This window comes from Variovorax sp. FW305-3-2-15-B-LB1 (assembly GCF_058787635.1).
Window position 1 is genome coordinate 14780 of sequence record NZ_JBYSZY010000059.1, and the last position, 24176, is coordinate 38955.

The 24176-nt window shown below is 71.1% G+C and carries 24 protein-coding genes; 16 read left to right on the forward strand and 8 right to left on the reverse strand.

Translation table 11 applies throughout. From position 1 onward, the window contains the following. Window positions 1–58: 58 nt before the first annotated feature. From AC3WQR_RS26370 to AC3WQR_RS26385, 4 genes are read right to left on the reverse strand one after another with little or no spacing between them, the layout of a single operon-like run. The gene (locus tag AC3WQR_RS26370; protein WP_492744723.1) at window positions 59–1696 is read right to left on the reverse strand and encodes a rhodanese-related sulfurtransferase; all 1638 of its coding nucleotides are present in this window, start codon (window positions 1694–1696) and stop codon (window positions 59–61) included. Further along, complete coding sequence (locus tag AC3WQR_RS26375) at window positions 1693–2292, reverse strand: cysteine dioxygenase family protein (protein WP_492744725.1); 600 nt, start codon at window positions 2290–2292, stop codon at window positions 1693–1695. The genes AC3WQR_RS26370 and AC3WQR_RS26375 overlap by 4 nt, the downstream gene beginning before the upstream one ends. After that, the gene (locus AC3WQR_RS26380) at window positions 2289–3260 is read right to left on the reverse strand and encodes an ABC transporter substrate-binding protein (RefSeq protein ID WP_492744727.1); all 972 of its coding nucleotides are present in this window, start codon (window positions 3258–3260) and stop codon (window positions 2289–2291) included. The genes AC3WQR_RS26375 and AC3WQR_RS26380 overlap by 4 nt, the downstream gene beginning before the upstream one ends. After that, entirely contained in the window at window positions 3257–4489 is a 1233-nt protein-coding gene (locus tag AC3WQR_RS26385; RefSeq protein WP_492744729.1) for an acyl-CoA dehydrogenase family protein, read from the reverse strand. The genes AC3WQR_RS26380 and AC3WQR_RS26385 overlap by 4 nt, the downstream gene beginning before the upstream one ends. A gap of 147 nt (window positions 4490–4636) precedes the next feature. Between AC3WQR_RS26385 and AC3WQR_RS26390 the strand changes: the two genes are divergently transcribed. From AC3WQR_RS26390 to AC3WQR_RS26425, 8 genes are all read left to right on the forward strand, one after another. Continuing rightward, the gene (locus AC3WQR_RS26390) at window positions 4637–5635 is read left to right on the forward strand and encodes an ABC transporter substrate-binding protein (RefSeq protein ID WP_492744732.1); all 999 of its coding nucleotides are present in this window, start codon (window positions 4637–4639) and stop codon (window positions 5633–5635) included. A gap of 33 nt (window positions 5636–5668) precedes the next feature. Further along, window positions 5669–6778 carry an LLM class flavin-dependent oxidoreductase gene (locus tag AC3WQR_RS26395; protein ID WP_492744734.1) on the forward strand — a complete coding sequence of 370 codons (1110 nt, stop codon included), beginning with the start codon at window positions 5669–5671 and terminating at the stop codon, window positions 6776–6778. A gap of 3 nt (window positions 6779–6781) precedes the next feature. Beyond that, complete coding sequence (locus AC3WQR_RS26400; protein WP_492744736.1) at window positions 6782–7606, forward strand: class II aldolase/adducin family protein; 825 nt, start codon at window positions 6782–6784, stop codon at window positions 7604–7606. Between the two features lie 32 nt (window positions 7607–7638). After that, a complete protein-coding gene (locus AC3WQR_RS26405; RefSeq protein ID WP_062482528.1) occupies window positions 7639–8640 on the forward strand; it encodes an ABC transporter substrate-binding protein in 1002 nt (333 codons plus the stop codon). Beyond that, window positions 8637–9704: an ABC transporter permease gene (locus tag AC3WQR_RS26410; RefSeq protein ID WP_492744738.1), complete on the forward strand. Its 1068-nt coding sequence runs from the start codon at window positions 8637–8639 to the stop codon at window positions 9702–9704. Before AC3WQR_RS26405 ends, AC3WQR_RS26410 begins: the two co-directional genes overlap by 4 nt. Continuing rightward, window positions 9698–10486 (forward strand): ABC transporter ATP-binding protein, encoded by a 789-nt coding sequence (locus tag AC3WQR_RS26415; RefSeq protein WP_492686017.1) that lies wholly within the window; start codon window positions 9698–9700, stop codon window positions 10484–10486. Before AC3WQR_RS26410 ends, AC3WQR_RS26415 begins: the two co-directional genes overlap by 7 nt. Window positions 10487–10594: 108 nt before the next feature. Further along, window positions 10595–11737: a c-type cytochrome gene (locus AC3WQR_RS26420; RefSeq protein WP_492744740.1), complete on the forward strand. Its 1143-nt coding sequence runs from the start codon at window positions 10595–10597 to the stop codon at window positions 11735–11737. Between the two features lie 34 nt (window positions 11738–11771). Next, complete coding sequence (locus AC3WQR_RS26425) at window positions 11772–12734, forward strand: ABC transporter substrate-binding protein (protein ID WP_492744742.1); 963 nt, start codon at window positions 11772–11774, stop codon at window positions 12732–12734. Here AC3WQR_RS26425 and AC3WQR_RS26430 read toward each other — a convergent pair. Then, the gene (locus AC3WQR_RS26430) at window positions 12731–13768 is read right to left on the reverse strand and encodes an AraC family transcriptional regulator (RefSeq protein WP_492744744.1); all 1038 of its coding nucleotides are present in this window, start codon (window positions 13766–13768) and stop codon (window positions 12731–12733) included. The two genes, AC3WQR_RS26425 and AC3WQR_RS26430, sit on opposite strands and share 4 nt — an antisense overlap. Before the next feature lie 237 nt (window positions 13769–14005). Here AC3WQR_RS26430 and AC3WQR_RS26435 point away from each other — a divergent pair, with 237 nt between their 5' ends. Next, the gene (locus AC3WQR_RS26435) at window positions 14006–14521 is read left to right on the forward strand and encodes a response regulator transcription factor (RefSeq protein ID WP_062483003.1); all 516 of its coding nucleotides are present in this window, start codon (window positions 14006–14008) and stop codon (window positions 14519–14521) included. Window positions 14522–14523: 2 nt separating this feature from the next. On the opposite strand, the gene AC3WQR_RS26440 is transcribed toward AC3WQR_RS26435, so the two are convergent. Then, window positions 14524–15468 (reverse strand): LysR family transcriptional regulator, encoded by a 945-nt coding sequence (locus AC3WQR_RS26440; protein ID WP_492744747.1) that lies wholly within the window; start codon window positions 15466–15468, stop codon window positions 14524–14526. 128 nt (window positions 15469–15596) lie between these two features. On the opposite strand from AC3WQR_RS26440, the gene AC3WQR_RS26445 reads away from it, so the two are divergent. Beyond that, complete coding sequence (locus tag AC3WQR_RS26445) at window positions 15597–17150, forward strand: M20/M25/M40 family metallo-hydrolase (protein WP_492744749.1); 1554 nt, start codon at window positions 15597–15599, stop codon at window positions 17148–17150. A gap of 22 nt (window positions 17151–17172) precedes the next feature. Here the strand turns inward: AC3WQR_RS26445 and AC3WQR_RS26450 are convergent, their stop codons facing one another. Beyond that, window positions 17173–18024 (reverse strand): symmetrical bis(5'-nucleosyl)-tetraphosphatase, encoded by an 852-nt coding sequence (locus AC3WQR_RS26450; protein ID WP_492744751.1) that lies wholly within the window; start codon window positions 18022–18024, stop codon window positions 17173–17175. 23 nt (window positions 18025–18047) lie between these two features. On the opposite strand from AC3WQR_RS26450, the gene AC3WQR_RS26455 reads away from it, so the two are divergent. From AC3WQR_RS26455 to AC3WQR_RS26480, 6 genes are all read left to right on the forward strand, one after another. Next, the gene (locus tag AC3WQR_RS26455; protein WP_369631899.1) at window positions 18048–19358 is read left to right on the forward strand and encodes a hemolysin family protein; all 1311 of its coding nucleotides are present in this window, start codon (window positions 18048–18050) and stop codon (window positions 19356–19358) included. 16 nt (window positions 19359–19374) lie between these two features. Continuing rightward, window positions 19375–20316, forward strand: coding sequence for a protein kinase family protein (locus AC3WQR_RS26460; protein ID WP_492744753.1), 942 nt, complete (start codon window positions 19375–19377; stop codon window positions 20314–20316). 40 nt (window positions 20317–20356) lie between these two features. Then, a complete protein-coding gene (locus AC3WQR_RS26465; RefSeq protein WP_492744755.1) occupies window positions 20357–21328 on the forward strand; it encodes a VWA domain-containing protein in 972 nt (323 codons plus the stop codon). Between the two features lie 10 nt (window positions 21329–21338). Then, window positions 21339–22667 (forward strand): adenylosuccinate synthetase, encoded by a 1329-nt coding sequence (locus AC3WQR_RS26470; protein ID WP_492744757.1) that lies wholly within the window; start codon window positions 21339–21341, stop codon window positions 22665–22667. A gap of 18 nt (window positions 22668–22685) precedes the next feature. Further along, window positions 22686–23111, forward strand: a complete 426-nt coding sequence (locus AC3WQR_RS26475; protein ID WP_492744759.1) for a hypothetical protein — start codon at window positions 22686–22688, stop codon at window positions 23109–23111. An 88-nt stretch (window positions 23112–23199) separates the two neighbouring features. Further along, window positions 23200–23835, forward strand: a complete 636-nt coding sequence (locus tag AC3WQR_RS26480) for an FABP family protein (RefSeq protein WP_492729127.1) — start codon at window positions 23200–23202, stop codon at window positions 23833–23835. Between the two features lie 6 nt (window positions 23836–23841). On the opposite strand, the gene AC3WQR_RS26485 is transcribed toward AC3WQR_RS26480, so the two are convergent. Then, window positions 23842–24176: hypothetical protein (locus tag AC3WQR_RS26485; RefSeq protein WP_492744761.1), on the reverse strand; the 335-nt coding region annotated here is incomplete at its 5' end.

Genomic DNA, 24176 nt, shown 5'->3' on the forward strand with positions numbered 1-24176 from the left:
ACAGCGAAAGCAAAAAAGCCGGGCATGCCCGGCTTTTTTTCGTCTGCGCTGCGCGCGCTCAGGCCACGCGGAAGTGATGCGTGCCGTCGCGCCCCAACTGCTCCACCAGCCCGTACTCCCAGTCCAGGTAGCCCTGCATGGCCTCGACGGGCGCGTCGGTGCCTTCGTAGGGCCGGCGGTAGCGGTCGGTGCGGGCCGTGGCCAGGCGGGTCTCGCCGGTCTCGGCCGGCAGCCCGGCGGCGAACCAGGCGGTGTTGCCGCCCGTGAGCACCTGCACTTCCACGTCGCGCTGGCCGCGTGCGTCGAGCAGGGCGCGCAGGTCGGCGGCGGCGTAGCGTGCGAGCAGGCTGCTGCCGCAGGTCAGCACGTAGCGCGGGGCGGACGGGATGGCTTTGGTGTCGAGCGCCAGCGTCAGCTGCGCGCGGATCGCGTACCAGGCGCCGGGAATGTGACGCTTCACGTAGTTGGCGCTCGTGGTCACGTCGATCACGGCGGTGGCGGGCTGCTGCTTCAGCAACTCGGCCAAGGCTTGGGGTGCGATCTCGGCGACCGTGGCCGCGACGGGCGGGTAGGCCGACGTCGGCGTGCCGGTTTCGCTGAGCGCAGCGGCTGGCGGCACCGTGTCGGGCACGTACACCTCCCAGCCCATCTGCGCGAGCCATGAGGCGCTCATCGACGCGCGCACGCCGTCGTCGTCGGCCAGCACGATGCGTGCGCCGCGCACCGGCACCTGGTGATCGGTTTCCTGCACCAGCTGCCCCCCGGGCGCGCTCGCGAAGCCGGGCAGGTGACCGGCGGTGTATTCCTCGGGCGTGCGCACGTCGAAGCGGTACACGGTGCGGCCCGGGGCCTCGAGCGTGCCGAGCGCGTCGAGCGCGATGCGGCGCACGCCCGCGGCGTCGGCCACGCGGCGTGCGTTGGCCTGCGCCTGCGCGCGGTTCGCATCCGACACCGCGGCCGGTGCCTGCCGGCCCGCGCCGTGGTCGAGCACCTGGCCCGCGAGCTTCCAGCCGATGGTGCCGTTGCGCAGCGCCGCGACCGGGTTCGGGATGCCCGCGTTCACGAGCGACTGCGTGCCGATGATGCTGCGCGTGCGGCCCGCGCAGTTCACGATCACGCGCGTGGCCGGGTCGGGCGCGAGCTCGCGCACGCGCAGCACCAGTTCCGCGCCCGGCACGCTGGTGGCCGAGGGGATGCTCATGGTCTGGTATTCGTCGAAGCGGCGCGCGTCGAGCACGACCACGTCGGCGCGGCTGTCGATGAGCGCCTTCACCTCGGGCGCCGACAGCGACGGCGTGTGCCGCTCGTGCTCGACCAGTTCGCCGAAGGACTTGCTCGGCACGTTCACGTCGCGGAACAACTCGCCGCCCGCCGCGCGCCAGCCTTCGAGGCCGCCGTCGAGCAGGTGCACGTTGGTGTATCCCAGCGCGGCGAAGGTGCGTGCCGCCAGCGGCGCGAGATCGACACCGTCGTGCGCGCCGTACAGCACGATGAAGGTGTCGCGCCGCGGAATGCGTCGCCAGGCTTCGATCTCGATGCGCGACAGCGGCAGGTTGGCGGCCCACAGCGGGTGCTCCTGCGCGAACGGGTCTTCCTCGCGCAGGTCGAGCAGCGCGGTCTCCTCGCGCGCGATCAGCCGTTCGCGCAGCGCGGCGAAGGGCAGCAGGGGAAAGGAGGCGGTCGTTGTCGTCGTCATGCGGCAGTGTTTCGGAGTTCGGCGGAGCGGTCCCACAGGTTGGGCAGCAGCGTGTTGGAGTAGCCGGAGACGAAGGGCTTGCGCCCGCCTTCGGCCGGATAGGTGTGGCGGCGCACGGCGCCGATGTTGGCGCCGTACACGTGGATGCTGATCGACACCCGGTCGGCGTGCGCGTTGTGCACGCGGTGCAGGTCGCCCACGGTGGGTGACACGGCCTCGACATGGCCCGCATCGAGCCGCACCGACTCGCCCTGGGGCCGCGCGGTGCCGTCGGCGTCGAGCGCGTAGGGCTGGCTGTATTCGGCGCCGCGCAGCATGCCGATGAGGCCCCACACCGTGTGGTCGTGGATCGGCGTGGCCTGGCCCGGTCCCCAGACGAAGCTCACGACCGAGAAGCGCTCGGTGCTGTCGGCGTGCAGCAAAAACTGCTGGTAGTAGGTCGGGTCGGCCACGGCGAAGGCGTCGGGCAGCCAGTCGTCGCGCGCCACCAGCGTGCGCAGCAGCGCGCCGCCTTCGGACAGGATGCGCGGCTCGTCGGGCTGGCTGTCGAGCAGCCGGCCGAAGGCGCCGACGAAATCGCGCAGCGGAGCAATCATGCGGGGCGTTTCCAGAGTTGGGTGTCGGTGATCGCGCGCACATCCACGCGTGTGGGAAGGATACCGTCACGCGCCGAGCGGTCGGCCACAGTTTGCAGCGCGGCGATGTCGGCCTCGCTCACGGGGCGTCCCGCCACCGAGGCGCGCGCCGTGATGAGGCGCGCCGAGGCAATCGGCAGCCGCGTGAGCTGGCTGTAGGCCTGCGCATAGGCCTCGGGGTTGGCCAGCGCCCAGTCGCCCGCGCGGGCGAGCCGCTCGAGGAACTGCGCGATGGCCGCACGCTTTGCCGCATCGGCCAGCGAATGCTCGCTCGCGGTGATGAAGCCCAGCGCCGTGTTGATGCCGCGCCCGTCGCGCAGGATGCGCCCGCCCTGCTGCAGCGCGATGGCGTAGTAGGGGTCGAAGATGGCCCAGGCGTCGATCTGCTTCGACGCGAACGCGGCTGCCGCGTCGGTGGGCAGCACGAACTTCACCGTGACCTCGTCGCGCAGCACGCCGGCCTCTTCGAGCGCGCCGTAGAGCTGGTACTGCGAGATGCTGCCGCGCGCTGACGAGACGACCACCGTCTGGCCGCGCAGGTCGGCCACGCGGCGCAGCGGCGAGTCGGGCTGCACCACGATGCCCAGCGACTCGGCCTTGCCCACGCGCGTGGCGACGATCTTCAGCGGCGTCTTGCCGACGGCCGCCGCGAGCACCGGCAGGTCGCCGGCCATCGCGGTGTCGACGGCGGCGCTGCGCTGCGCCTCGAACAGCGGCGCGGCGCCCTGGAAGTTGGCCCAGCGGTAGGCAAAGGGCGCGTCGTCGAGGGCCTTGGAGGCCTCGAACAGCGAGCGCAGGCCGCCGGCCTGGTCGCCGAGCACCAGCGTGGCCTGGGGTTGCGCCAGGGCGCGCAACGGGCCGGCCACGGCCAGCGACAGCGCGGCGCCTTGCGCGAGCCAGGCGCGGCGAGAAATTGGCAGCGCGCTCATGCGGCACCTCCCGACGCTTGCAGCGCCCGCTGGCCCGCCGCGACCAGGATCGCGTCGTTCTGCGGCGTGTGGATGCGGCTGCACAGCACGTCGCGGTAGTGGCGCTCGAGCGGGTTCTGGCGCGTGAGGCCGTGGTTGCCGCTCAGCTGCAGCGCCAGTTCGACCACGCGGATGGCGTGCGTGGTCACGGTGTGCTTGAGCAGGCCGCTGTCGGTCGCGTGCGGGGTGTGGCCGCTGTCGACCGCGGCGGCCGCGTCGTCGAGCAGCACGCGGTTGGTACGCAGCAGCGCCTCGATCTCGCCCACCTGCTCCTGCACGCGCGGCAGGCTGGCCAGCGGCGCACCGAGGCTGCCGGGCGCGCGCCGGTTCAAAAAGTCGACCAGCCAGTCGCGCGCGGCGCGCGCCACGGCGTCGTAGAGGCTGCCCAGCAGCACGACCATCCAGGCCTGCTGCGCTGCATGGGCGTCGATGTCGGTCTGGCTGCCGGCGCCGGGCGCCCAGTCGGCGGGCGTGCGCAGGTCGACGGCGTGGTCGGCGGCAATGGCGACGTCTTCGAACACCACCTCGTGGCTGCCCGAGGCGCGCAGGCCCAGGTGGTCCCAGCTCGCGATCACGCGGATGCCGGGCGCGTCGCGCGGCACCAGGAACACGCCGGTGCGTGGTGCGGGCTCGTCGGTGCGGGCCCAGACCGCGAGCCACGACAGGCCCTCGATGCCGGTGGTGTAGAGCTTGTGGCCGTCGATGCGCCAGCCCTCGGGCGTGCGCCGCGCCACGGTGCCGGGCAGGCCGCCGCGCGCGGGCGAGCCCAGCGCGGGCTCCACGCGCAGCGCGTTGATGAGCGCGCCGTGCGCCACCGCGTCGCGTGCCACGCGCTCGCGCAGGTGCGCGGGCCAACGGCTCTCGCGGCGCGCGAGCGCCTGGTGCTGCAGGTAGGTCATGGTGAGGATCAGCGCGGTGGCGGGTTCGCCGCGCGCCACCGCCGCGATCACGCGGCGCGCCGTGGCCAGCGTGGCACCGCCCCCGCCGTATGCGGCAGGTGCGACGAGGCCGATCAGGCCCTGCGCCTGCAGCGCCTCGAAGTTCTGGCGCGGAAAGGCGCCGCTGCGGTCGTGGTCTTCCGCCGTGGCCGCGAACTGGGCCGACAGGCGGGCCAGCACGGCGGGATCGACGGAGGGCGGGGTGTCTGTTTCGGGAACGGCCGGCGCGCGGCGCAAGGGGAGTGCACTCATGGTGCCCGCACGGTAAAGGCCCGCTGCCAGCGCGCGAAGGATGCATCGCGCATATCCAAATTCGTTTTTCTGCGTTCGTTTTCGGGGCCCGTCTCGGTACGGTCTCGCTTCTCCTCGTGAGTGAGTGAAGAAGAAAGAACACAAGGCATGACACCCGATTTCCCGCTGGACCGACGCCGTCTGCTGCAGGCCGCCGCCGCATGGGGCGTGGCGGCTTCGGGCGTGGCGCAGGCCGCCGCGCCCTCGCGCGACCTGTCGGGCGTGACGCTGCGCGTGGGCACCTACAAGGGCCTGTGGCGCCCGCTGCTCACGGCCTCGGGCCAGGCCGACACGCCCTACAAGATCGACTGGCGCGAACTCAACAACGGCGTGCTGCACATCGAGGCCATCAACGGCGACGCGCTCGACCTGGGCTCGGGCAGCGAGATTCCGCCGGTGTTCGCGGCGCGGCAGAAGTCGAGCGTGCGGCTCGTGGCCGTGACGCACGAAGACCTCAACAACCAGGCCACGCTGGCGCGCAAGGACTCGGCCATCCGCAGCATCGCCGACCTCAAGGGCAAACGCGTGGGCTACGTGCGCGCCACCACCTCGCACTACTACCTGGCCAAGCAGCTGGCCGAGGCCGGGCTGTCGTTCAACGACATCCAGCCCGTGAGCCTCACGCCGGCCGACGGCCTCTCGGCCTTCGCGCGCGGCGACCTCGATGCCTGGGCCATCTACGGCTACAACGGCCAGCTCGCGCGCACCCAGTACGGCGCGCGCACGCTCAAGACCGGCGTGGGCTACCTGTCGGGCAACTTCCCCATCTACGCCAACCCGCGCGCGCTCGACGACACGCTGCGCCGCGCGGCGCTGGGCGACCTGCTGCAGCGCCTGCAGCGCGCGTTCGCCTGGATCAACGGCAACTTCCTGGCCTACGCCCGCGCGCAGTCGGCCGAGACGCGCGTGCCCGTGGGCGACCTGGTCGAGCTGTTCAACGGCCGCAGCGGCGACTACAGCCTGGGCCCCGTCACCGACGCCGTGGTGCGCAGCCACCAGGACGTGGCCGACACCTTCCAGAAGATCGGCGTGCTCGACGGCCCGGCCGACGTGAAGCCCCTGTGGGACCGCCGCTTCGAAAACCTGTTGCGGCTGCCCGCTGCCTGACCCCTTCATTCCATCCGCATCCACGAGGACACCATGAGCCAGAACGACGTTGAATTCATCGGCATGATCCAGGGCCAGAAGGTCTCGGAGATCCACGCCGCCAAGGGCCCGGCCATCGACCGCGACTACGTGCGCGCCTTCGCGCAGGCGCACGAGAACGCCGGCTTCGACCGCGTGCTGGTGCCGCACCATTCCACCAGCCCCGACGCCACGCTCACCGTGGCCTATGCGGCCTCGGTGACCGAGCGCATCCACTTCATGCTCGCTCACCGCCCGGGCTTCGTGGCGCCCACGCTTGCGGCGCGCCAGTTCGCCTCGCTCGACCAGTTCAGCGGCGGGCGGCTCGGCGTGCACTACATCTCGGGCGGCTCCGACGAGGAGCAGAGGCGCGACGGCGACTGGCTCGACCACGACCAGCGCTACGCCCGCACCGACGAATACCTCGAGGTGCTGCACAAGGTGTGGACGGCCGAGAAGCCCTTCGACCACGAAGGCGCGCACTATCGCTTCCAGAACGCGTTCTCCGAAGTGAAGCCGGTGCAGACGCGCCATGGCAAGCCGCACGTGCCCGTGTACTTCGGCGGCGCGTCGGAGGCGGCGATTCCGGTCGCGGGCAAGTACGCCGACGTGTACGCGCTGTGGGGCGAGTCGCTCGACCAGGCGCGCGAACTCACGACGCGCGTGCGCGCCGAGGCGGCCAAGCATGGGCGCAGCGTGCGCTTCTCGGTGTCGTTCCGGCCAATCCTTGCGGAGACTGAAGACGCGGCATGGGCGCGCGCCGAGAACATCCTGGCGGAGACGAAGCGCCTGCGCGTGGTGCAGGGCTACAACCGCGGCGGGCCGCAGCAGAGCGAAGGCGCCAAGCGCCTGCTGGCCGCAGCCGAGAAGGGCTCGCGCCTGGACAAGCGCCTGTGGACCGCGGTCGCGCAGGAGATCGGCGGGCGCTCCAACAGCACCGCGCTGGTCGGCACGCCCGAGCAGGTCGCCGATGCGCTGCTCGACTACTACGACCTCGGTGTGACGACCTTCCTGATCCGCGGCTTCGATCCGCTCGAAGACGCGACGGACTATGGGCGCGCGCTGATTCCGCGCACGCGCGAACTCGTCGCGCAGCGCCTGCAGTCGCAGCGCAAGGCGGCCTGAGCCATGAGCGCCGTTCTTTCGATCGACCGCCACGCGGCCCAGCCGCTGAAGCTGCACGCGAACTCGCAGCAGAAGCACTGGTTCGACCCCATCCCGCCGCGCCCCACCGTGCAGGCCGAGCGCCGTCACCGGCAGGAGCGCCTGGCGGGCGCCTTCCGCCTGTTCGCGCGCTTCGGCTTTGCGCAAGGCCTGGCCGGCCACATCACGGCGCGCGACCCGGAGCTGACCGACCACTTCTGGGTCAACCCGCTGGGCGTGCACTTCTCGCGCATCAGGGTGTCCGACCTGCTGCTGGTCAATTCGAAGGGCGAAACGGTCGTCGGCGACCGGCCGCTCAACAAGGCCGCCTTCGCCATCCACGCCGCGATCCACGAGCACAACCCGAACATCGTGGCCGCCGCCCACACGCACTCGACCTACGGCAAGGCCTGGTCCACGCTGGGCCGCAAGCTCGACACGCTCACGCAGGATGCCTGCGTGTTCCACGACGACGTGGCGCTGTTCGACGACTTCACCGGCATGGTGGTCGACACCAGCGAGGGCGATCGCATCGCCCGCGCGCTGGGCGACAAGAAAGGCGCGATTCTCAAGAACCACGGCATCCTGACGGCCGGCCCCACCGTGGAGGCCGCCGCGTGGTGGTACATCGCGCTGGACAACGCCTGCCACACGCAGCTGCTGGCCGAAGCCGCCGGCACGCCGCAGCCGATCGACGAGGCCACCGCACGCCACACGCACGGCCAGATCGGCGGGCCCGAAGGCGCGATCCATTCCTTCGACAGCCTGTACGAAGGCCTGGTCGAGGCCGAGCCCGAACTCCTGCTTTGACGATGACGACGAACCCCCGGAGCCTTTCCCCGATGAACGCATCCCTTTCCCGCCGCAGCGTGCTGCGCACCGGCGCCGCCGCCGCCGTGGTCGCCTCGGGCGGCCTCATTGCCTCGCAGGCCTTCTCGCAGCAGGCGCGCAAGCTCACCTTCGCCTGGAACGCCGCCGCGTTCTGCCTCTCGCCCGTGGTGGTGGCGCAGGAGCGCGGCTACTTCGAGCGCAACGGCCTGCAGGTGGACCTCATCAACTACACGGGCTCGACCGACCAGCTGCTCGAATCGCTCGCCACCGCCAAGGCCGACGCGGCCGTGGGCATGATCCACCGCTGGCTCAAGCCGCTCGAATCGGGCTTCGACGTCAAGATCGTCGGCAGCTCGCACGGCGGCTGCGTGCGCCTGGTGGGCGCCAAGGACGCGGGCGCCACCAGCCTGGCCAGCCTCAAGGGCAAGATCATCGGCGTGTCGGACATCGCGAGCCCGGGCAAGAACTTCTTCTCGATCCTGCTGGCCAAGAACGGCATCGACGCCGACCGCGACGTGACCTGGCGCCAGTACCCGGCCGACCTGCTCGACATCGCAGTGAAGAAGGGCGAGATCCACGCCATTGCCGACGGCGACCCGAACGTGTACCTCATCGAGAAGCGCAACCAGGGCACCTTCGTCGAGCTCGCGAGCAACCTCTCGGGCGAGTACAAGGACAAGGTCTGCTGCATCGTCGGTGCGCGCGGCGAGCTGGTGCGCAAGGACAAGGCGACCGTCGCCTCGCTGGTGCGCGCCATCGCGCAAGCCTCCGACTACGTGGCCGAGAACCCGAACGAGTCGGCCAAGCTCTTCGCCAAGTACTCGCCGAAGGTGCCGGTCGAAGACCTGCGCGCGCTGCTGGGCACGCTCACGCACAACCACCACCCGCTGGGCCGCAAGCTGCGCGACGAGGTGGAGTTCTACGCGCGCGACTTCCGCGGCGTCGGCGTGCTCAAGAAGACCACCGACCCGGTGCGCTTCGCGGAGCACGTGTCCTTCGATCCGTTGGCATGAGCGCCGTCATCGACCGGGTGCTCGAGGCACCGCCACCGGCGCCGGGCAGTTGGCGCCGCCCCGGCATCGAGAAGGCCGCGCCGGCCGCCGTGTTCGCGCGCCCCGCCGAAGGCTTCTGGCGCACCGGCGCGCTCGCGAGCGCGGGCTGGATCGCGCTGGGCCGGCTCACCGTCTACTGGCCCAACAAGGCCGTGGGCTTCAGCGACTGGGCCTACACCGACGAGTTCGGCATCGCCGCCATCGCCATCGGCGCAGCGCTTCTGCTCGTGGCGCTGCTCGGCACGCGCGCAGGCCGCGTGGCGCGCACGCTGCGCCCGACCGGGCCATGGCTGGTCGCGCTGCCGGTGCTGTTCGCCATTTGGGAGATCGCGACCGCGAAGCTCGCGCTGCTGCCCACGCCGTTCTTCGCGCCGCCGCAGAGCCTCATCGAAACCTACATCGACGATTGGCGCCGCCTCGGCGAAAGCCTGGCGCATTCGGCGCGGCTGCTCGCCCACGGCTTCGTGCTGGGCGCGCTGGCGGGCTTTCTCACGGGCGTGACCATCGGCTGGTCGCGCATCGCGGGCTACTGGGTGCATCCGGTGCTGCGCTTCGTGGGGCCGGTGCCGGCCTCGGCACTGTTGCCGCTGGCGTTCTTCTTCTTTCCGTCGAGCTACGCGGCGGCCGTGTTCCTCATCGCGCTGGCCACGGGCTTTCCGGTGGCGGTGCTGACGTGGTCGGGCGTGGCGGGGGTCAACCGCAACTACTACGACGTGGCGCGCACCATGGGCGCGAGCGAGCGCTTCCTGGTGCTGCGCGTGGCGATTCCCGCCGCGCTGCCGCAGGTGTTCGTGGGGCTGTTCATGGGCCTGGGCGCCGCGTTCTCGGTGCTGGTCACGGCCGAGATGATGGGCGTGAAGGCCGGGCTGGGCTTCTACCTGTCGTGGGCGCAGGGCTGGGCCTCGTACTCGAACATGTACGCCGCGCTGATCGTCATGGCGCTGCTGTGCTCGGGCCTGATCACGCTGCTGTTCAAGGTGCGCGACCGCGTGCTGTCGTGGCAGAAGGGGACCGTCAAATGGTAGCCACCGTTGAACCCCATGTGCGCCAGGCCGGCGCGCAGATCGACATCCAGGGTGTGAGCCACTGGTTCGATGTGCCGGCGGGTCCGCTGCAGGTGCTCGACGACATCGACCTCACGGTCAAGCCCGGCGAGTTCGTCGCGCTGCTCGGGCCGAGCGGCTGCGGCAAGTCGACGCTGCTGCGCCTCGTGGCCGGGCTGGAGCCCGCCACCGCCGGTCGCATCACGCAAGACGGCGCACCCATCACGCGGCCCGACCCGTCGCGCATCGTCGTCTTCCAGGACCCGACGCTCTACCCCTGGCGCAGCGTGTGGGACAACGTGGCGCTCGGCCTGCAGGCGCGCGGCGTGCTCAAGGCGCAGCGCGGGCGCGTCGACGAGGCGCTGAAGCTCGTCGGCCTCACCGACTTCGCCAAAGCCTTTCCGCACCAGCTCTCGGGCGGCATGGCGCAGCGCGTGGCGCTGGCGCGCGCGCTGGTCAACGACCCGCAGCTGCTCGTGCTCGACGAGCCGCTGGGCAAGCTCGACTCGCTCACGCGCATCGCGATGCAGAGCGAGCTGGTCAACCTGTGGCAGCGCGCGGGCTTCTCGGCGCTGCTGGTGACGCACGACGTGGAAGAGGCGCTGTTCCTCGCCAACCGCGTGATCGTGCTGAGCGACCGGCCGGCGCGCATCGCGGCGGAGCTCGTGGTCGACCTGCCGTACCCGCGCCACCGCGGCCATGCGCGTTTGGCAGAACTCCGTCACGAAGCGCTGCGCCACCTGGGGCTCGACGCCACCTGGTAGATGTAGCTCGCCCCCAGGCTGCGCGCACTTCGTGTCGCTTCGCCAACCCCCTACCGGGGGCGGGCCGGCCGCTTCGGGCGGCCGTGCGCGGCGGCCCCTTGAACAGATATGAACGCTCTGCCGGAAGCCGACTGGCTCAATTTCCTGATCGACCTGCTCCAGGACGCCCAACTGCAGCTGCTGCGCGTGCTCGATGCGCTCGGCCTCGTGCAAAAGATGCATGGCCAGCCGGCGTGGCCGTGGGCGCACCGGCTGTCGGGCGAGAACCTGCTGATCGACCTGGGGCAGGCGCGCAGCCTCGCGTGGACGCTGGCGTGCGTCGGCATTGCTTTGCTGCTGCTGTTGATCGCGTTGCTCTGGCGGCGCCCGCGCTGGTACCTGCTCGCGCTGGTGCCGATGCTGCTGATCGCCGCGCCCTGGCCCCACGCGAACGTCGTGCTCGTGCCTGCAACGCCGGCGAGCTTCCACGCGTCGCCGACCGGCTTCACGGCCACGTCGATCGCGCAAGGGCGCGTGCTCTACGCGCAGCACTGCGTGAGCTGCCACGGCACCGACGGCAAGGGCGAAGGGCCGCTGGCCGCCTCGCTGGCCGTGTGGCCGCCGAACCTCACGGGCCCGCTGCTGTGGCGCCGCGCCGATGGCGACCTGCTCTGGCGCGTGCTTCACGGCACCGCCGCCATGCCTGGCTTCGGCGGCCCGCTCGACGCGGCCGATGCTTGGGCGCTCATCGACTACATGAAGGCGCAGGGCGCGGGCCAGAGCCTGCGCGCGCAGGGCCACTGGCCGCAGCCCGTCGGCCTGCCCGACATGGCGGTGCGCTGCGGCGCGCAGGCGCCCAAGTCGCTCGCGCAGTGGCGCGGGCAGCGCGTGCGCGTCGTGGCGGGCACCGTCGCGCCCAGCGAAGACCCGCGTCTGGTGACGGTGCAGCTGCTGCCGCCCGGGGCGAAGGCGGCGGGCGTCACCGCCGATTGCGTGGCCGATTCACCGGCCGCGTGGGAGGCGCTGGCGCTCATCGCGGGCACCGACCAGCTCGCGGGCATGCAGCTCATCGCCGACCGCGACGGCTGGCTGCGCGTGCGCGGCCAGCCGGGGCAGGCCGGCTGGTCCGACGACGACCTGCTGTGCCGCAGCGACAGCCCGCCGGCCGTCTCGGCGAAAGGCGCCGTGCTGCCACCCGATGGCCTGGGCGCGCTCATCGCCCGCATGGACGCCGAGCCGGTGCGCTTCGTCAAGGGCGGCTTCATCCACTGATTTCCTTTTCACTGCTTCCACGGAGAACGAACCCATGACCTCACACCTCGACCGATCGCGCCGCCAACTGCTTGCCGGCGGCCTTGCCGCCGCCACGACCGCCACCTTGCCAGCCTTCGTGCGTGCGCAGGGCCGCCCGGTGCTCAAGGCCGGCGACCAGAAGGGCGGGCTGCGCGCGCTGCTCGAAGCGGCGGGCGGGCTCGAAGGCCTGGGCTACGACATCCAGTGGTCGGAGTTCCCGGCCGCCGCGCCGCTGGCCGAGGCGCTCAACGCGGGCGCGGTCGATTCGGGCCCGATCGGCGATGCGCCGCTGATCTTCGCGCTTGCGGCCGGCACGCGCGTCAAGGCCATCGGCGCGAACCGCTCCGACGCCTACGGCACGGCGGTGCTGGTGCGGCCCGATTCGCCGCTCAAGAGCGCGGCCGAACTCAAGGGCAAGAGCGTCGCCACCAACCGCGGCTCCATCGGCCACTACGTCACGCTCAAGGCGATCACGGCGGCGGGCCTGAAGCCCGAGGACGTGAACATCCGTTTTCTTGCACCGGCCGATGCCAAGCTCGCACTCACGCAAGGCTCGGTCGATGCCTGGGCCACCTGGGAGCCCTACACCGCGTTGGCCGAAATCAGCCGCCATGCGCGCGTGCTGGTCAGCGGGCGCGGCCTGCTGCCGGGGCTGAGCTACCTCGCCGCGACCGACGCTGCCATTGCCGCCAAGCGGCCGGTGCTGCAGGACTTTCTGCAGCGCGTGGTGAAGGCGCAGCGCTGGTCGTACCGCAACGTCGATGCGTTCTCGGCCACGCTGGCGCGCATCATCGGCATTTCGCCCGAGGCGGCGAAGCTGCAGTTCGAGCGGCGCCAGCAGCAGTGGATTCCCATCGATGCGCAGGTCATCGCCGACCAGCAGGGCACGGCCGATTTCTACCGGCAGGTGGGGCTCATCAAGCAGCCGCTCGACGTGAAGGGCACGTTCGACACCGGCTTCGGCGCAACGGCCTAGAACCGCCGTTCGAGCGCCTGCACGCGGAAGTCCTGCGGCGCGATGCCGTAGGCGCGGCGAAAGGCGCGGCTGAAGTCCGAGGCGCTGCGAAAGCCGGCGCCGTAGGCGATGTCGGTCACCATCACATGCGGGTAGCGCGCCAGGTCGCTCGCCGCCTGGCGCAGCCGCAGGCTGCGGATGTAGCTGCCCAGCCCGCCTTCGTGCTGGAACATGCGGTACAGCGTGGGGCGCGGCAGCTGCAGCGCGGTCAGCACACTCTCGGGCGTGAGGTCGGCGCGGTGCAGGTGCGTCTGCACGTGGCGACGCACCCGGTCGAACATGGCGGCGCGTGCCGCCGCGCGCGCGTTGCCGTCGAAGCCGGCCTGCTTGCCGAAGGCCGACACCACCAGCTGCGCGCCCGTGCGCACCGCACTCTGGGCCGCCGCCGGCGTCATGCCGCCGATGTGGCGCGCCAGCGAGATCGCGTGCCCCGCCGCCAGCCGCGCCAGCGGCGTGGTGCAGGCCAGCGTGCGCCCGTGCAGGGCCTCGGGGTCGGGGAAGCTCTCCTGCACCAGCGCGCCGGGCACGAAGAAGGTGTGGACCCGGCAGTCGTGGCGCCGCATGCGCACCGGCTGGTTCATGTCCAGCGCAAGGATGGTGGGCGTGCCGGCGGGGGCGGGCGGCGCTTCGCCCTTGCGGCGTGCAACCGGCGTGGCCCGCACCCGCAGGTCGTCGACGCCGCCTTCCTCGAACACATGGAACACGAAGTCGCGCACGCTGTCGGTCGACACGCGGGCCAGCGAGCGCTCCAGCACCAGCGTGTCGGAGCGGCATTCGGTGAAGACCAGGCCGCCCACGTCGTAGCGGTCGATCGCGGCGTGGAAGGGGCGCTCGAGTGCGTCGCGCGAGGGCAGGGCGTCCATCACATGGCCGACGCGCGCGCGCCAAGCCAGGAACTGCCGGTCGGGCGGCTCTGCGTGCACGTCGAAATGGCTGTGCGCCACGCCCGGGGGACAGAGGGGGCGTTCGGGGGCCGTGGCGGCGCTGTGCGTCATAGGGCGAGGTCGGAGCGGCGCCAAGGGGCTGGAGGGTCCATGCCCGACAAATAGTACTAACTAAGCGTTAAAAAATCACAGATTTTGCGAAATTCTCCCAAGAACTGAGACGGAAGGTCAAGGCTGTTTACAAAGCGACCTCAGGCTCGCGAGAGGCGTCCTTGCTTTGCATTTCGTGGCAGAGGGGCGCCGGGTTTACTTTTTCCCCTAGCGTTGATCGACCGAGCGAGCATTGACATGTCCAAAGGAAGCGCCGAGCTGCGTGCCATTTCGGAACTGGACGACGCACCGCCCTTGAGCCCCGCCGTGGCCGCGAATGCCGCAGCGCGGCTCTTTGCCCAAGCCAACCAGCTGGAGCTGGCCAACCTGATGGCGGCGGTCGAGCGCGGCGACGTGTGGGCGGCTGCGCGTACGGCGCGGCAGATCCTGTGCGACATCGAGGAGGCGGCCCTGGCGGCGCACGGGCTCGACCGGACGCAAGAAGAAACCGGCGACGAGGGCTTGCTCTCGCCGCGCGAACTCAAGGTGCTGGAACTCGTGGCCCAGGGCTGGAGCAACCGGCGCGTGGCCGAGGCGCTGCACCGCTCCGACAGCACGGTCGCCAGCCAGATCAAGAGCATCTACCGCAAGCTGTCGGTCCATTCGCGCACGCAGGCCGTGCACGAGGCCACGCGGCGCGGGCTGCTGCGCCCCTCGGGCGCGGCGCAGCGCCGGGTGATCAGTTTCCCGGGGTCCGGGCCCGCGCGCGGCTGAGCTCAGGCGGCCTTGCGCGTGCGCGGCCTGGGCGTGCCGCCGGCCGCCGGCAGCTGTTCGCGCAGGTAGGCCAGGAAGGTGCGCACCACCTCGGGCAGCGTGCGATCGGCCAGCGTCTGCAGTTCGACCGAACGCCCGCGCATGCCGGGCTCGCGGATCTCGGCCGCCACCAGCTCGCCGCGCTGCACGCGGTCGCGCACCGTGATCTCGCCCGTGATGGCCAGCCCGCCGCCCTGCAGCACGAAGTTGGCAAGGGCCTCGAAACGGTTGCTCACCAGCACGGGCTCGAACACGAGGCCGCGGTTGCTGCAACCCACGTCGAACAGCTGGCGCACCGTGTTCTCGGGGCTGCCCAATGCGATGGGAAAGGGATGCATCTGCGCCAGCGTCACGCTGCGCGATTTCGCCAGCGCATGGTCGGGCCGCATGATCGCGAACACCGACGCCGCCTGGCGGTGCTCGACCCGGATGCCGCGCACCGCCGCGCGGCTGTAGGTCAGGCCGATGTCCGCCTCGCCGAGCAGCACGGCATCGCTCACCTGCGTCGGGCCGGTGGCATCGAGCCGGAAGCGCACGCCCGGGTACTGTTCGCGGAACGCCGCGATGGTGCGCGGCAGGAATTCGTTGGCGAAGCCCGAGGAACAGGCGATGCGCACCCGCCCGCTCAGCGGCCCCTGCAGCGCCTGGATGTCCGACAGCACGCGCTCGGCCTCCAGCGCGCCGCGCAGCGCGTGCGCCGCCAGCAGCTCGCCTGCGGCGCTGGGCACCATGCCGCGTGGGCGGCGCTCGAACAGCGGCGCGCCCACCAGCGTTTCGAGCGCGGCCACCTGGCGGCTGATGGCCGAGATGCTGACGTTCAGCCGCGCGGCCGCCTCGGTGAGCGAGCCGGTGCGGGCCACTTCGAGGAAGTAGCGCAGCGAGGTTTCCTGCAGGCGGCGGCTGGGCATGGGGTGGCGTGAGGTTTGCACTGAATGCAAAGGTAGCTCAAGAAAATAGCAATTGTTGAAAAGGTGCCCGCTTTTTATGCTGCGCAGATCCCCGGTTCGCCGTCCTGCTCCCTTCTGCGCTGCCATCCATGTCCAACCCTTCCCCCCGCTCATCCCGCCGCCTGTTGGCGCTGCTCCCCACGGCCGTCCTGCTGCTGGGCCACGGCCTCGCGCAGTCCGCCGAACTCTCGCCGGCCCAGGCCGAGCGCCATGCGCAGGGCACCTACCGCGAGTACTTCGAGCTGCTGGCGCTGCCCAACGACGCCACCGTGCCGGAGGACATCCGCAAGAACGTCGACTGGCTGGAGCAGGCCTTCCGCAAGCGCGGCTTCACGACGAAGCAGCTGCCCAACAACGGCAAGCCGATGCTCTACGCCGAGTTCCCGGGCAGCGACCCGGCGCGCAAGACGGTGCTGTTCTACATGCACCTCGACGGCCAGCCGGTGATCCCCGCGCAGTGGGCGCAAAAGAGCCCGTGGACGCCCGTGCTCAAGCGCAAGACAGAGAAGGGCGAGTGGGAAGAGATCGATGCGGCCCGGCTCTTCAGCGGCCCGCTGGACCCCGAGTGGCGCGTGTTCGGCAGGGCCTCGGCCGACGACAAGGGCCCGATCATGATGCTGCTGGCGGCCATCGACGCGCTGAAGGCCGGCGGCGGCCAGCCGGCGGTCAACGTGAAGGTGATTCTCGACAGCGAGGAAGAAAAAGGCTCGCCGTCCATCAGCCAGGTCATGCAGGCGCACCGCGAGTTGCTGCGCAGCGACGCCATCGTGATCCACGACGGCCCCATGCACGCGACCAACCGGCCCACGCTGGTGTTCGGCAACCGCGGCGCGGCCGATGCGCGGCTCACCGTGTACGGCGCCAAGGTGCCGCTGCACAGCGGGCACTACGGCAACTATGCGCCCAACCCGGCGCAGCGCCTGGCCAGCCTGCTGGCCACGATGAAGGACGACACGGGTCGCGTGACCGTGCCCGGCTACTACGACCGCGTGAAGATCGGCGAGGCCGAGCGCAAGATCATGGCCGCCGTGCCCGACGACGAGGCCGCGCTCAAGCGCCGCCTGGGCCTCGCGCGCACCGACCGGGTCGGCGCCAACTACCAGGAGGCGATGCAGTACCCCTCGCTGAACGTGCGCGGCATGGCCTCGGCGGCCGTGGGCGACAAGGTGGCGAACATCGTCCCCGACAAGGCCGAGGCCGAGATGGACCTGCGCACCACGCCCGACTCCGACGCGCCCTACCTGGGCAAGCTCATCGAGGCGCACATCGTCAAGCAGGGCTACCACCTCGTGAAGGGCGCACCCAGCGACGAGGAGCGCGCCCGCTACGACAAGCTCGCCAGCTTCAGCTACCGCAGCGAGGGCGCCGACGCGGCGGGCTCGCCGATCAATTCACCGATCGGCCAGTGGGCCTACAAGGCGTTGACCGACACCTTCGGCACCACGCCCGAGCCGGTGCGCATCCGCATGATGGGCGGCACTGTGCCGACGGCGGAAATCGTGCGCGTGCTGCAGGTGCCCTTTGCGATCATTCCGCTGGTGAACGCCGACAACAACCAGCACGCGGCGAACGAGAACCTGCGCATGGGCAACTACGTGACCGGCGTGCAGACGGTCTACGCGCTGATGACGCACGGGTTCTGAGCCTGCACAGGGCCAGCGCTCGTCAGGCCCCCTTGCCGGGCTTCTGCGCCTGCTCGCATTCCACCTGGACCAGTTCGCGCTGGTCCAGCGTGGCGCCGAAGCGCACCGCGCTGAGGCAGCCGCCCCACACGCAGCCGGTGTCGGTCGAGAGCAGGTCGGGCCGCGAGAGCCAGCCCAGCGTCGACCAGTGGCCGAAGGCGACCGTGGCCGCGGCGGTCTTGCGGCCCGGCACGTCGAACCACGGCAGGAAGCCCTCGGGGCCGGGAATGGCGCCGTCCTTGCTCTCGAACTCCATCACGCCTTCGGGCGTGCAATAGCGCAGGCGCGTGAGCGCGTTGACGATCACGCGCAGCCGTGCGTGGCCCGTGAGCGCGTCGTCCCAGTGGTCGGGTGTGTTGCCGTACATCTCGTGCAGGAAGTCGCCCAGCGCGGGTCCGCGCAGCACCGACTCGACCTCCGACGCCAGTGCCAGCGTGTCGCCCACCGTCCACTGCGGCAGAACGCCGGCATGCACCATCAGCAGGTCGCCGCCGCCGATCTGCATGTGCAGCGCCATGTGCTGCTGGCGCAGCCAGTCGAGCATCGCCGCGCTGTCGGGCGCGGCCAGCAGGTCGGCCACGGTGTCCTTGCGCCCGCCCTTGCGAACGCCGTGCGCCACGCCCAGCAGGTGCAGGTCGTGGTTGCCCAGAAGGCTGCGTGCCGAGGCGCCGTAGCCCTGCAGGCGGCGCAGCACCGCGGCCGAATCGGGGCCCCGGTTGACCAGGTCGCCGAGCACCACGAGCGTGTCGCGGCTGGGAGAGAAATCGATCTTGTCGAGCAGCCGGCCCAGGGGGGCATCGCAGCCCTGGACGTCGCCGATACAGTAAAGTGACATTCCCTCATTCTCTCCCCCCGTTCATGGATGTCTTCCTGCTGGCCTTGCTGACCACCCTCAATGCGGTGTTCGCAATGTCCGAAATGGCCCTTTCCACCAGCCGCCGCGCACGCCTCGCGGCCTTGGCCGAAACGGGGGACACCGGGGCGGAGGCTGCGCTGAAGCTGATGGAATCGCCTACGCAATTCCTCTCGACCGTGCAGATCGGCATCACCTCGATCGGCATGCTCAGCGGCATCGTGGGCGAGGCCGCCTTCGCGGCGCCGCTCGCCGTGTGGATGGAAGGCCTGGGCATGGGCGCCGGCACCTCCAGCATCGTGTCGACCGCGGTGGTGGTGACCTGCATCACCTTCTTCACCATCATCTTCGGCGAGCTGGTGCCCAAGCGCATCGGCCAGCTGTACCCCGAGCCGGTGGCACGCTTCGTGTCGCGCCCCATGCGCGGGCTGGCCAAGGGCGCCAAGCCCTTCGTGTGGCTGCTGGCCGGCGCCACCGCCACCACGCTGAAGCTGCTGCGCATCGACGCCAACGCCGCGCGCTCGGTGACGGAAGAAGAAATCTCGGCCAGCCTTGAAGAAGGCGTGGACGCCGGCGTGATCGAGCAGCACGAGCACCAGATGGTGCGCAATGTGTTCCACCTGGACGACCGCCGCCTGTCGTCGCTCATGATCCCGCGCGCCGACATCGAATGGCTCGACGCCTCCAACACCGTGGCGCAGGCGCTGCAGAAGGTGGCGGACGCCGCGGCGCTCAACCTCGTGCATTCGTGGTACCCCGTCTGCCGCAACTCGCTGGATGACGTGGTCGGCGTGATCAGCGTGGCGCACCTGCTGCGCCTGGGTTCCGCCCATAAGGGCGTGCTCGGCCAGGAGGCCACGCCCGCCGTGTTCGTACCCGAGACGCTCACCGGCATGGAGCTGCTCGAGCAGTTCCGCACGCGCGCCGGCCGGCTGGTGTTCGTGGTCGACGAGTACGGCGTGGTGCAGGGCCTCATGACCCCGCGCGACCTGCTCGAGGCCATCACCGGCGAGTTGCAGCCCGGCATGCAGGCCGACGCCTGGGCGCACCAGCGCGCCGACGGCATGTGGGAGCTCGACGGCCTCATGCCCGTGTCGGAGCTGCGCGCGCGCCTGGGCATCCGCGAGCTGCCCGACGAAGAGCGTGGGCGCTACAACACCGTGGCGGGCCTGCTCATGTCCGTGTCGGGCCACCTGCCCGCCGTGGGCGAGCACATCGACTGCGCGGGCTGGTGCTTCGAGGTCGTGGCGCTCGAAGGGCGCCGCATCGACCGCGTGCTGGCGTCGCCGGACCCAGCCGCGCCGCAAGAAGACTGAAGAGGAGGGCGCGGCCATGCTGTCGCTGCTTGCACTGAGTTGCCCCCAATGCTCGGCCCCGCTGCCGCGCGCGGCGCGCTGGCGCACCGTCAACTGCGGCTACTGCGGCGCCACCATCACGCGCGGCACCGAGACCGTCGAGCGCGAGAGCTTCCGCGCCGCCTGGCGACGCGCCAACGCGGCGCAGCTGTCGGACACCGGCCGCCTCCTGCAATGGCGCGGCGCGCACTACCGCGTGCTCACGCCGCTGGGCCAGGGCGAACACAGCGAGGTGCTGCTGGCCGAACGGCTCGGCGCCGTGCCCGAGCGCGTGACGATCAAGCTCGCGCGTGAAGAGGCCGGCAACGCCGTGCTGGCGCGCGAGGGCGCCGTGCTGCAGGCGCTGCAAGCCCTGTCGGTGCCCGGCGCGGCCTACTTCACGCGGCGGCTGCCGCAGCCGCTGGGCCTGGGTGTGGCGCAAGGCCTGGGCGACGGCGAACGGCAGGCGCTCGTGCTGCGCCACCCGACCGGTTTCTGGGGCAGCCTGCAGGAGGTACAGCAGGCCAATCCGCAAGGCATCGATGCGCGCCATGCCGTCTGGCTCTGGCGGCGCATGCTCGAGGTGCTGGCCTTCGTGCACGGCGCCGGCTGGACGCACCGCGCGCTCGCGCCCGCGCATGCGCTCGTGCATCCGCGCGACCACGGCGTGCTGCTCATCGGCTGGTCGCAGGCCAGGCAGGACGTGTCGGGCGGCGCCATCGGGCGCGACCTGATGGCGTCGGCGCGCAGCGTGCGCGCGCTGCTGTCTGACAGCGCCACTTCCGCGCCGCTGGCCGCCTTGCTGCGCGAGTGCAGCGACGACGCCGTCGCCTGCGAACGCCTGGGCGCGCAGGGCATCGAGCAGGCGCTGTCGGTCGCCTCGCGCGAGGCCTTCGGGCCGCCGCGCTTCGTTCACTTCAACCCCGCGCCGGCCGGCTAGCCGCCAGCCTTTCACTTTTTCCTCACGAAGGAGCACGTCCATGGGTTACGGAAATTACTCGCACGCCGCCCACGCGGCCATCGTGGCCGACCGCGCCGCCAAGTCCGGCAACGAAGTCTTCACGCAGACCGCCACGCACGCGCTCATGAACCCGCAGGGGCTCAAGGTGCGCGAGTCGCGCGACAACGCCGACCATCCGAACTCGCTGGGCATCGCCTTCGCGCTCGACGTCACCGGCTCGATGGGCGACATCCCGCAGACCCTGGCACGGCGCGAGCTGCCCACCTTCATGAAGCTGCTGACGGACTGCGGCGTGGCCGACCCCCAGCTGCTCTTCATGGCCATCGGCGACGCCACCTCCGACCAGGCGCCGCTGCAGGTGGGCCAGTTCGAATCGACCGCCAACCTCATGGACCAGTGGCTCACCTGGAGCTACCTCGAAGGCGGCGGCGGGGGCAGCGGCGAAGAAAGCTACGAGCTGGCCTTCTACGTCATGGCGCAACACACCGACATGGACTGCTGGGTCAAGCGCAAGAAGCGCGGCTACCTGTTCGTCACCGGCGACGAGCTGCCGTACCCGGCGGTGTCGCGCCACCAGGTCGAAGGCCTCATCGGCGAGAAGCTCGACGAGGACATTCCGATCGAAGAAGTCATCGCCGCCGCGGCAGAGACCACGCACCTGTTCTTCCTGATCCCCGACGCGCAGCGCCGCCGCCGCTGCGAGCCGCGCTGGCGCGAGCTGCTCGGCGACCACGTGATCTGCATGGACTCGCCCGACGACGCCTGCGCCGTGGCGGCCGGCATCGTCGCGCTCACCGAGAAGGCCGTGCCCAGCCTCGACGCGCTGGCCCGCGTGATGGCCGCCACCGGCATGGCCAAGGAGCGCGTGGGCGGCGTGCTGCACGCGCTGGACGGCTACGCCGCGCTGCTCGATCCGAACGCACCGCGCCGCGCCACGCCGGCCGCCGGTCACGGGGCGCGCAGCTCGTGGTGGAAGCGGCTCTTCGGCTGACGGCCTGCCGTTGACTTCGACGCGCTACGTCTCGCTGCTCGGCCTCGGTTTCGGCGACTGCGGCAAGGGCCGCTTCACCGATTTCCTGTGCGGCGCCTGGGGCGCGCACACCGTGGTGCGCTTCAACGGCGGCGCGCAGGCCGGCCACAACGTGGTGCTGGCCGACGGCCGCCACCACACCTTCTCGCAGTTCGGCGCCGGCAGCTTCCATGCCGGCGTGGCGACCGTGCTCGCCAGCCCGGTGGTGGTGCACCCGACGGCGTTGCGCGTCGAGGCCGAGGTGCTGCAGCGCGCGGGTGTGCCCGACGCCTTCGCGCGCCTGTTCGTCGATGCGCGCTGCCGCGTGACCACGCCGTTCCACCAGGCCGCCGGCCGTTTGCGCGAGTGGGCGCGGGGCGCGGCCGCACATGGCAGCTGCGGCGTCGGGGTGGGCGAGACCGTGCGGCAGGCGCTCGCTGCACCTGAAACGACGCTGCACTACGGCGACCTTGTTCACCCCGCGCGCACGCTCGACAAGCTCGAAGCCCTGCGCCTCGCGCTGCACCGCGAGTTCGCGAACGCGGTGCCTTCGTCGGCCGAGGCCGCGCAAGAGCTGTCCGTGCTCGCCGACGCCTCGCTCGCACAACGCTGGCTCGACGCCGTGCAACCCAGCCTGCGCCAGTCGCCGCCCGCGAGCGCCGACGCCATCGGCGAACGGCTCGCGCGCGCCGGCACCGTGCTGTTCGAGGGCGCGCAGGGCGTGCTGCTCGACGAGTGGCGCGGCTTTCATCCGCACACGACCTGGAGCACCGTCTCCACCGCCGCCGTCGAGGCGGTGTTGCGTGATGCTGGCATCGCCGCGCCCGTGCAGCACCTGGGCGTGCTGCGCAGCCATCTCACGCGGCACGGCGCCGGCCCGCTGCCCACGCACGACCGCGCGCTCGATGCGCGGTTGGCCGAGCCGCACAACGCGGACGACGGCTGGCAGGGTGCGTTTCGCCGTGGCCACCCCGACGCGGTGCTGCTGCGCTACGCGCTCGCCGCCGTCGGGCCGCTCGACGGACTGCTCGCCAGCCACCTCGATGCGCTCGCGCACGCGGACCTGCGCTGGTGCACCGGTTACCGCAGCGCCGACGGGCGCACGCTGTCATCGCTGCCGCTCGGCGAGGCGACCGACCTGGACCACCAGCACGCGCTCACCCGCCTGCTGGAAGGTGCCCAACCTTTGTACGAATCGCAACCCGTCGCCGACCCACCCGAGTGGGTGCAGCGCGTGGAAGCCCTCAGCGGCCTGCCCGTGCGCTTCGGTGCGTTCGGCCCGGTGCGCGAAGCCGTCCGCGCGCGCGACCTGCTGCGCTGACCTGATGAGAAAGCCTGCGTGACCCCCAACGTTTTCCTGATCGCCGGCGCCGTGCTGAGCGCCATCGCCGCGCTCTTGCATGTGTGCGTCATCTTCGGCGGCCCGTCCTGGTACCGCTTCTTCGGTGCGGGCGAGCGCATGGCTGCGAGCGCCGAGGCCGGCCACCTGTACCCCGTGGCCGTCACGCTGGTCATCGCCGGCATGCTGGGCGTGTGGGCCGCCTACGCGCTGGCGGGCGCCGGCGTGTTGCAGCCGCTGCCCTTGCAGGCGCTGGTGCTGCCCGCCATCACCGCCGTGTACCTGCTGCGCGGCCTTGTCGCCGTCGCGATGTGGCTGTTCGCTCGGCGCCGGCTCAGCGCCTTCTGGGTATGGAGCTCGCTCGTGTGCTTCGTGTACGGCGTGGTGCACCTCGTCGGGCTCGCGCAGGTCTGGGACACGCTCTGACCACGACCCGCGACCGGGCCGCCATCGCACTCAAGCAGAATCCGAATCGAAGCAACCTCGTCCTGTTTTCCCTCCCACGATCGACACCATGACCACTCCCGAAGACATCTACACCGAACCCCCGGCCGATCCCGATACGCTCGCCAACCTGGGCCCGCTGCGGCCGCTGGCCGGCATCTGGGAGGGCATGAAGGGCGTCGACGTCAAGCCGAAGAAAGAGGGCCCGAAGACGCAGGTGTACGTCGAGCACTACGAGCTGCAGCCCATCGACGCGCAGACCAACGGCCCGCAGCTGCTGTACGGCCTGCGCTATCACACCTACATCCACAAGCCCGGTCTCACGAAGATGTACCACGACCAGGTCGGCTACTGGCTGTGGGAGCCGGCCACCAGCACCGTGTTCCTCACGCTGGCCATTCCGCGCGGACAGGTGGCCATGGCCAGCGGCCACGTGAAGCCCGGCGACACCGAGTTCACGCTCAGCGCCGAGCACGGCAGCCTGGTGAACGGCATCGTGTCGAACCCGTTCCTGGAGCGTGCCTTCACCACGGTGGCGTGGAACATCACGGTGAAGATCAACGCCGACGGCACCTGGTCGTACGACCAGGACACCGTGATGCAGATCCTGGGCCAGGCCGAGCCCTTCCACCACACCGACCGCAACACGCTCACGCGCGTCGGCGAGCCGGGGCTCAATCCGCTGGCGATGACGGCGGCGGCCTGAGGCCGTTCAGTCGGCGGGCGGCTTCGGCGTGCGCAGGCGCCGCAGCCGCACGGTGAGCTCCTTCACCAGCTGAAGCTCCCCGCGCCGCTGCGCCACCTCCAGCGCCTGTGCGAACGAGGCTTCGGCCTTCGCGGCGTCGCCGAGCGCCAGCGCGAGCAGGCCCTGCAGCCGCCACGCGGCGGTGAACTCGGGGTCGAAGGCGAGCGCTTTCTCGACATGCATCAGCGCCGTGGGCGCGTCGTCGCGCCGCTGGTGCGCCAGCGCCAGGCTCATGCGCAGCAGGGCGCCGTCGCGGCCGGCGGCCAGCAGGCGCTCGAGCGCCTCGGGGGAGGGGCCGGGTG

Excerpts from the sequence above, each read along its gene's own strand:
- AC3WQR_RS26370 (WP_492744723.1), bottom strand. The coding sequence starts at position 1,696 with ATGACGACGACAACGACCGCCTCCTTTCCCCTGCTGCCCTTCGCCGCG.
- AC3WQR_RS26375 (WP_492744725.1), bottom strand. The coding sequence starts at position 2,292 with ATGATTGCTCCGCTGCGCGATTTCGTCGGCGCCTTCGGCCGGCTGCTC.
- AC3WQR_RS26380 (WP_492744727.1), bottom strand. The coding sequence starts at position 3,260 with ATGAGCGCGCTGCCAATTTCTCGCCGCGCCTGGCTCGCGCAAGGCGCC.
- AC3WQR_RS26385 (WP_492744729.1), bottom strand. The coding sequence starts at position 4,489 with ATGAGTGCACTCCCCTTGCGCCGCGCGCCGGCCGTTCCCGAAACAGAC.
- AC3WQR_RS26390 (WP_492744732.1), top strand. The coding sequence starts at position 4,637 with ATGACACCCGATTTCCCGCTGGACCGACGCCGTCTGCTGCAGGCCGCC.
- AC3WQR_RS26395 (WP_492744734.1), top strand. The coding sequence starts at position 5,669 with ATGAGCCAGAACGACGTTGAATTCATCGGCATGATCCAGGGCCAGAAG.
- AC3WQR_RS26400 (WP_492744736.1), top strand. The coding sequence starts at position 6,782 with ATGAGCGCCGTTCTTTCGATCGACCGCCACGCGGCCCAGCCGCTGAAG.
- AC3WQR_RS26405 (WP_062482528.1), top strand. The coding sequence starts at position 7,639 with ATGAACGCATCCCTTTCCCGCCGCAGCGTGCTGCGCACCGGCGCCGCC.
- AC3WQR_RS26410 (WP_492744738.1), top strand. The coding sequence starts at position 8,637 with ATGAGCGCCGTCATCGACCGGGTGCTCGAGGCACCGCCACCGGCGCCG.
- AC3WQR_RS26415 (WP_492686017.1), top strand. The coding sequence starts at position 9,698 with ATGGTAGCCACCGTTGAACCCCATGTGCGCCAGGCCGGCGCGCAGATC.
- AC3WQR_RS26420 (WP_492744740.1), top strand. The coding sequence starts at position 10,595 with ATGAACGCTCTGCCGGAAGCCGACTGGCTCAATTTCCTGATCGACCTG.
- AC3WQR_RS26425 (WP_492744742.1), top strand. The coding sequence starts at position 11,772 with ATGACCTCACACCTCGACCGATCGCGCCGCCAACTGCTTGCCGGCGGC.
- AC3WQR_RS26430 (WP_492744744.1), bottom strand. The coding sequence starts at position 13,768 with ATGACGCACAGCGCCGCCACGGCCCCCGAACGCCCCCTCTGTCCCCCG.
- AC3WQR_RS26435 (WP_062483003.1), top strand. The coding sequence starts at position 14,006 with ATGTCCAAAGGAAGCGCCGAGCTGCGTGCCATTTCGGAACTGGACGAC.
- AC3WQR_RS26440 (WP_492744747.1), bottom strand. The coding sequence starts at position 15,468 with ATGCCCAGCCGCCGCCTGCAGGAAACCTCGCTGCGCTACTTCCTCGAA.
- AC3WQR_RS26445 (WP_492744749.1), top strand. The coding sequence starts at position 15,597 with ATGTCCAACCCTTCCCCCCGCTCATCCCGCCGCCTGTTGGCGCTGCTC.
- AC3WQR_RS26450 (WP_492744751.1), bottom strand. The coding sequence starts at position 18,024 with ATGTCACTTTACTGTATCGGCGACGTCCAGGGCTGCGATGCCCCCCTG.
- AC3WQR_RS26455 (WP_369631899.1), top strand. The coding sequence starts at position 18,048 with ATGGATGTCTTCCTGCTGGCCTTGCTGACCACCCTCAATGCGGTGTTC.
- AC3WQR_RS26460 (WP_492744753.1), top strand. The coding sequence starts at position 19,375 with ATGCTGTCGCTGCTTGCACTGAGTTGCCCCCAATGCTCGGCCCCGCTG.
- AC3WQR_RS26465 (WP_492744755.1), top strand. The coding sequence starts at position 20,357 with ATGGGTTACGGAAATTACTCGCACGCCGCCCACGCGGCCATCGTGGCC.
- AC3WQR_RS26480 (WP_492729127.1), top strand. The coding sequence starts at position 23,200 with ATGACCACTCCCGAAGACATCTACACCGAACCCCCGGCCGATCCCGAT.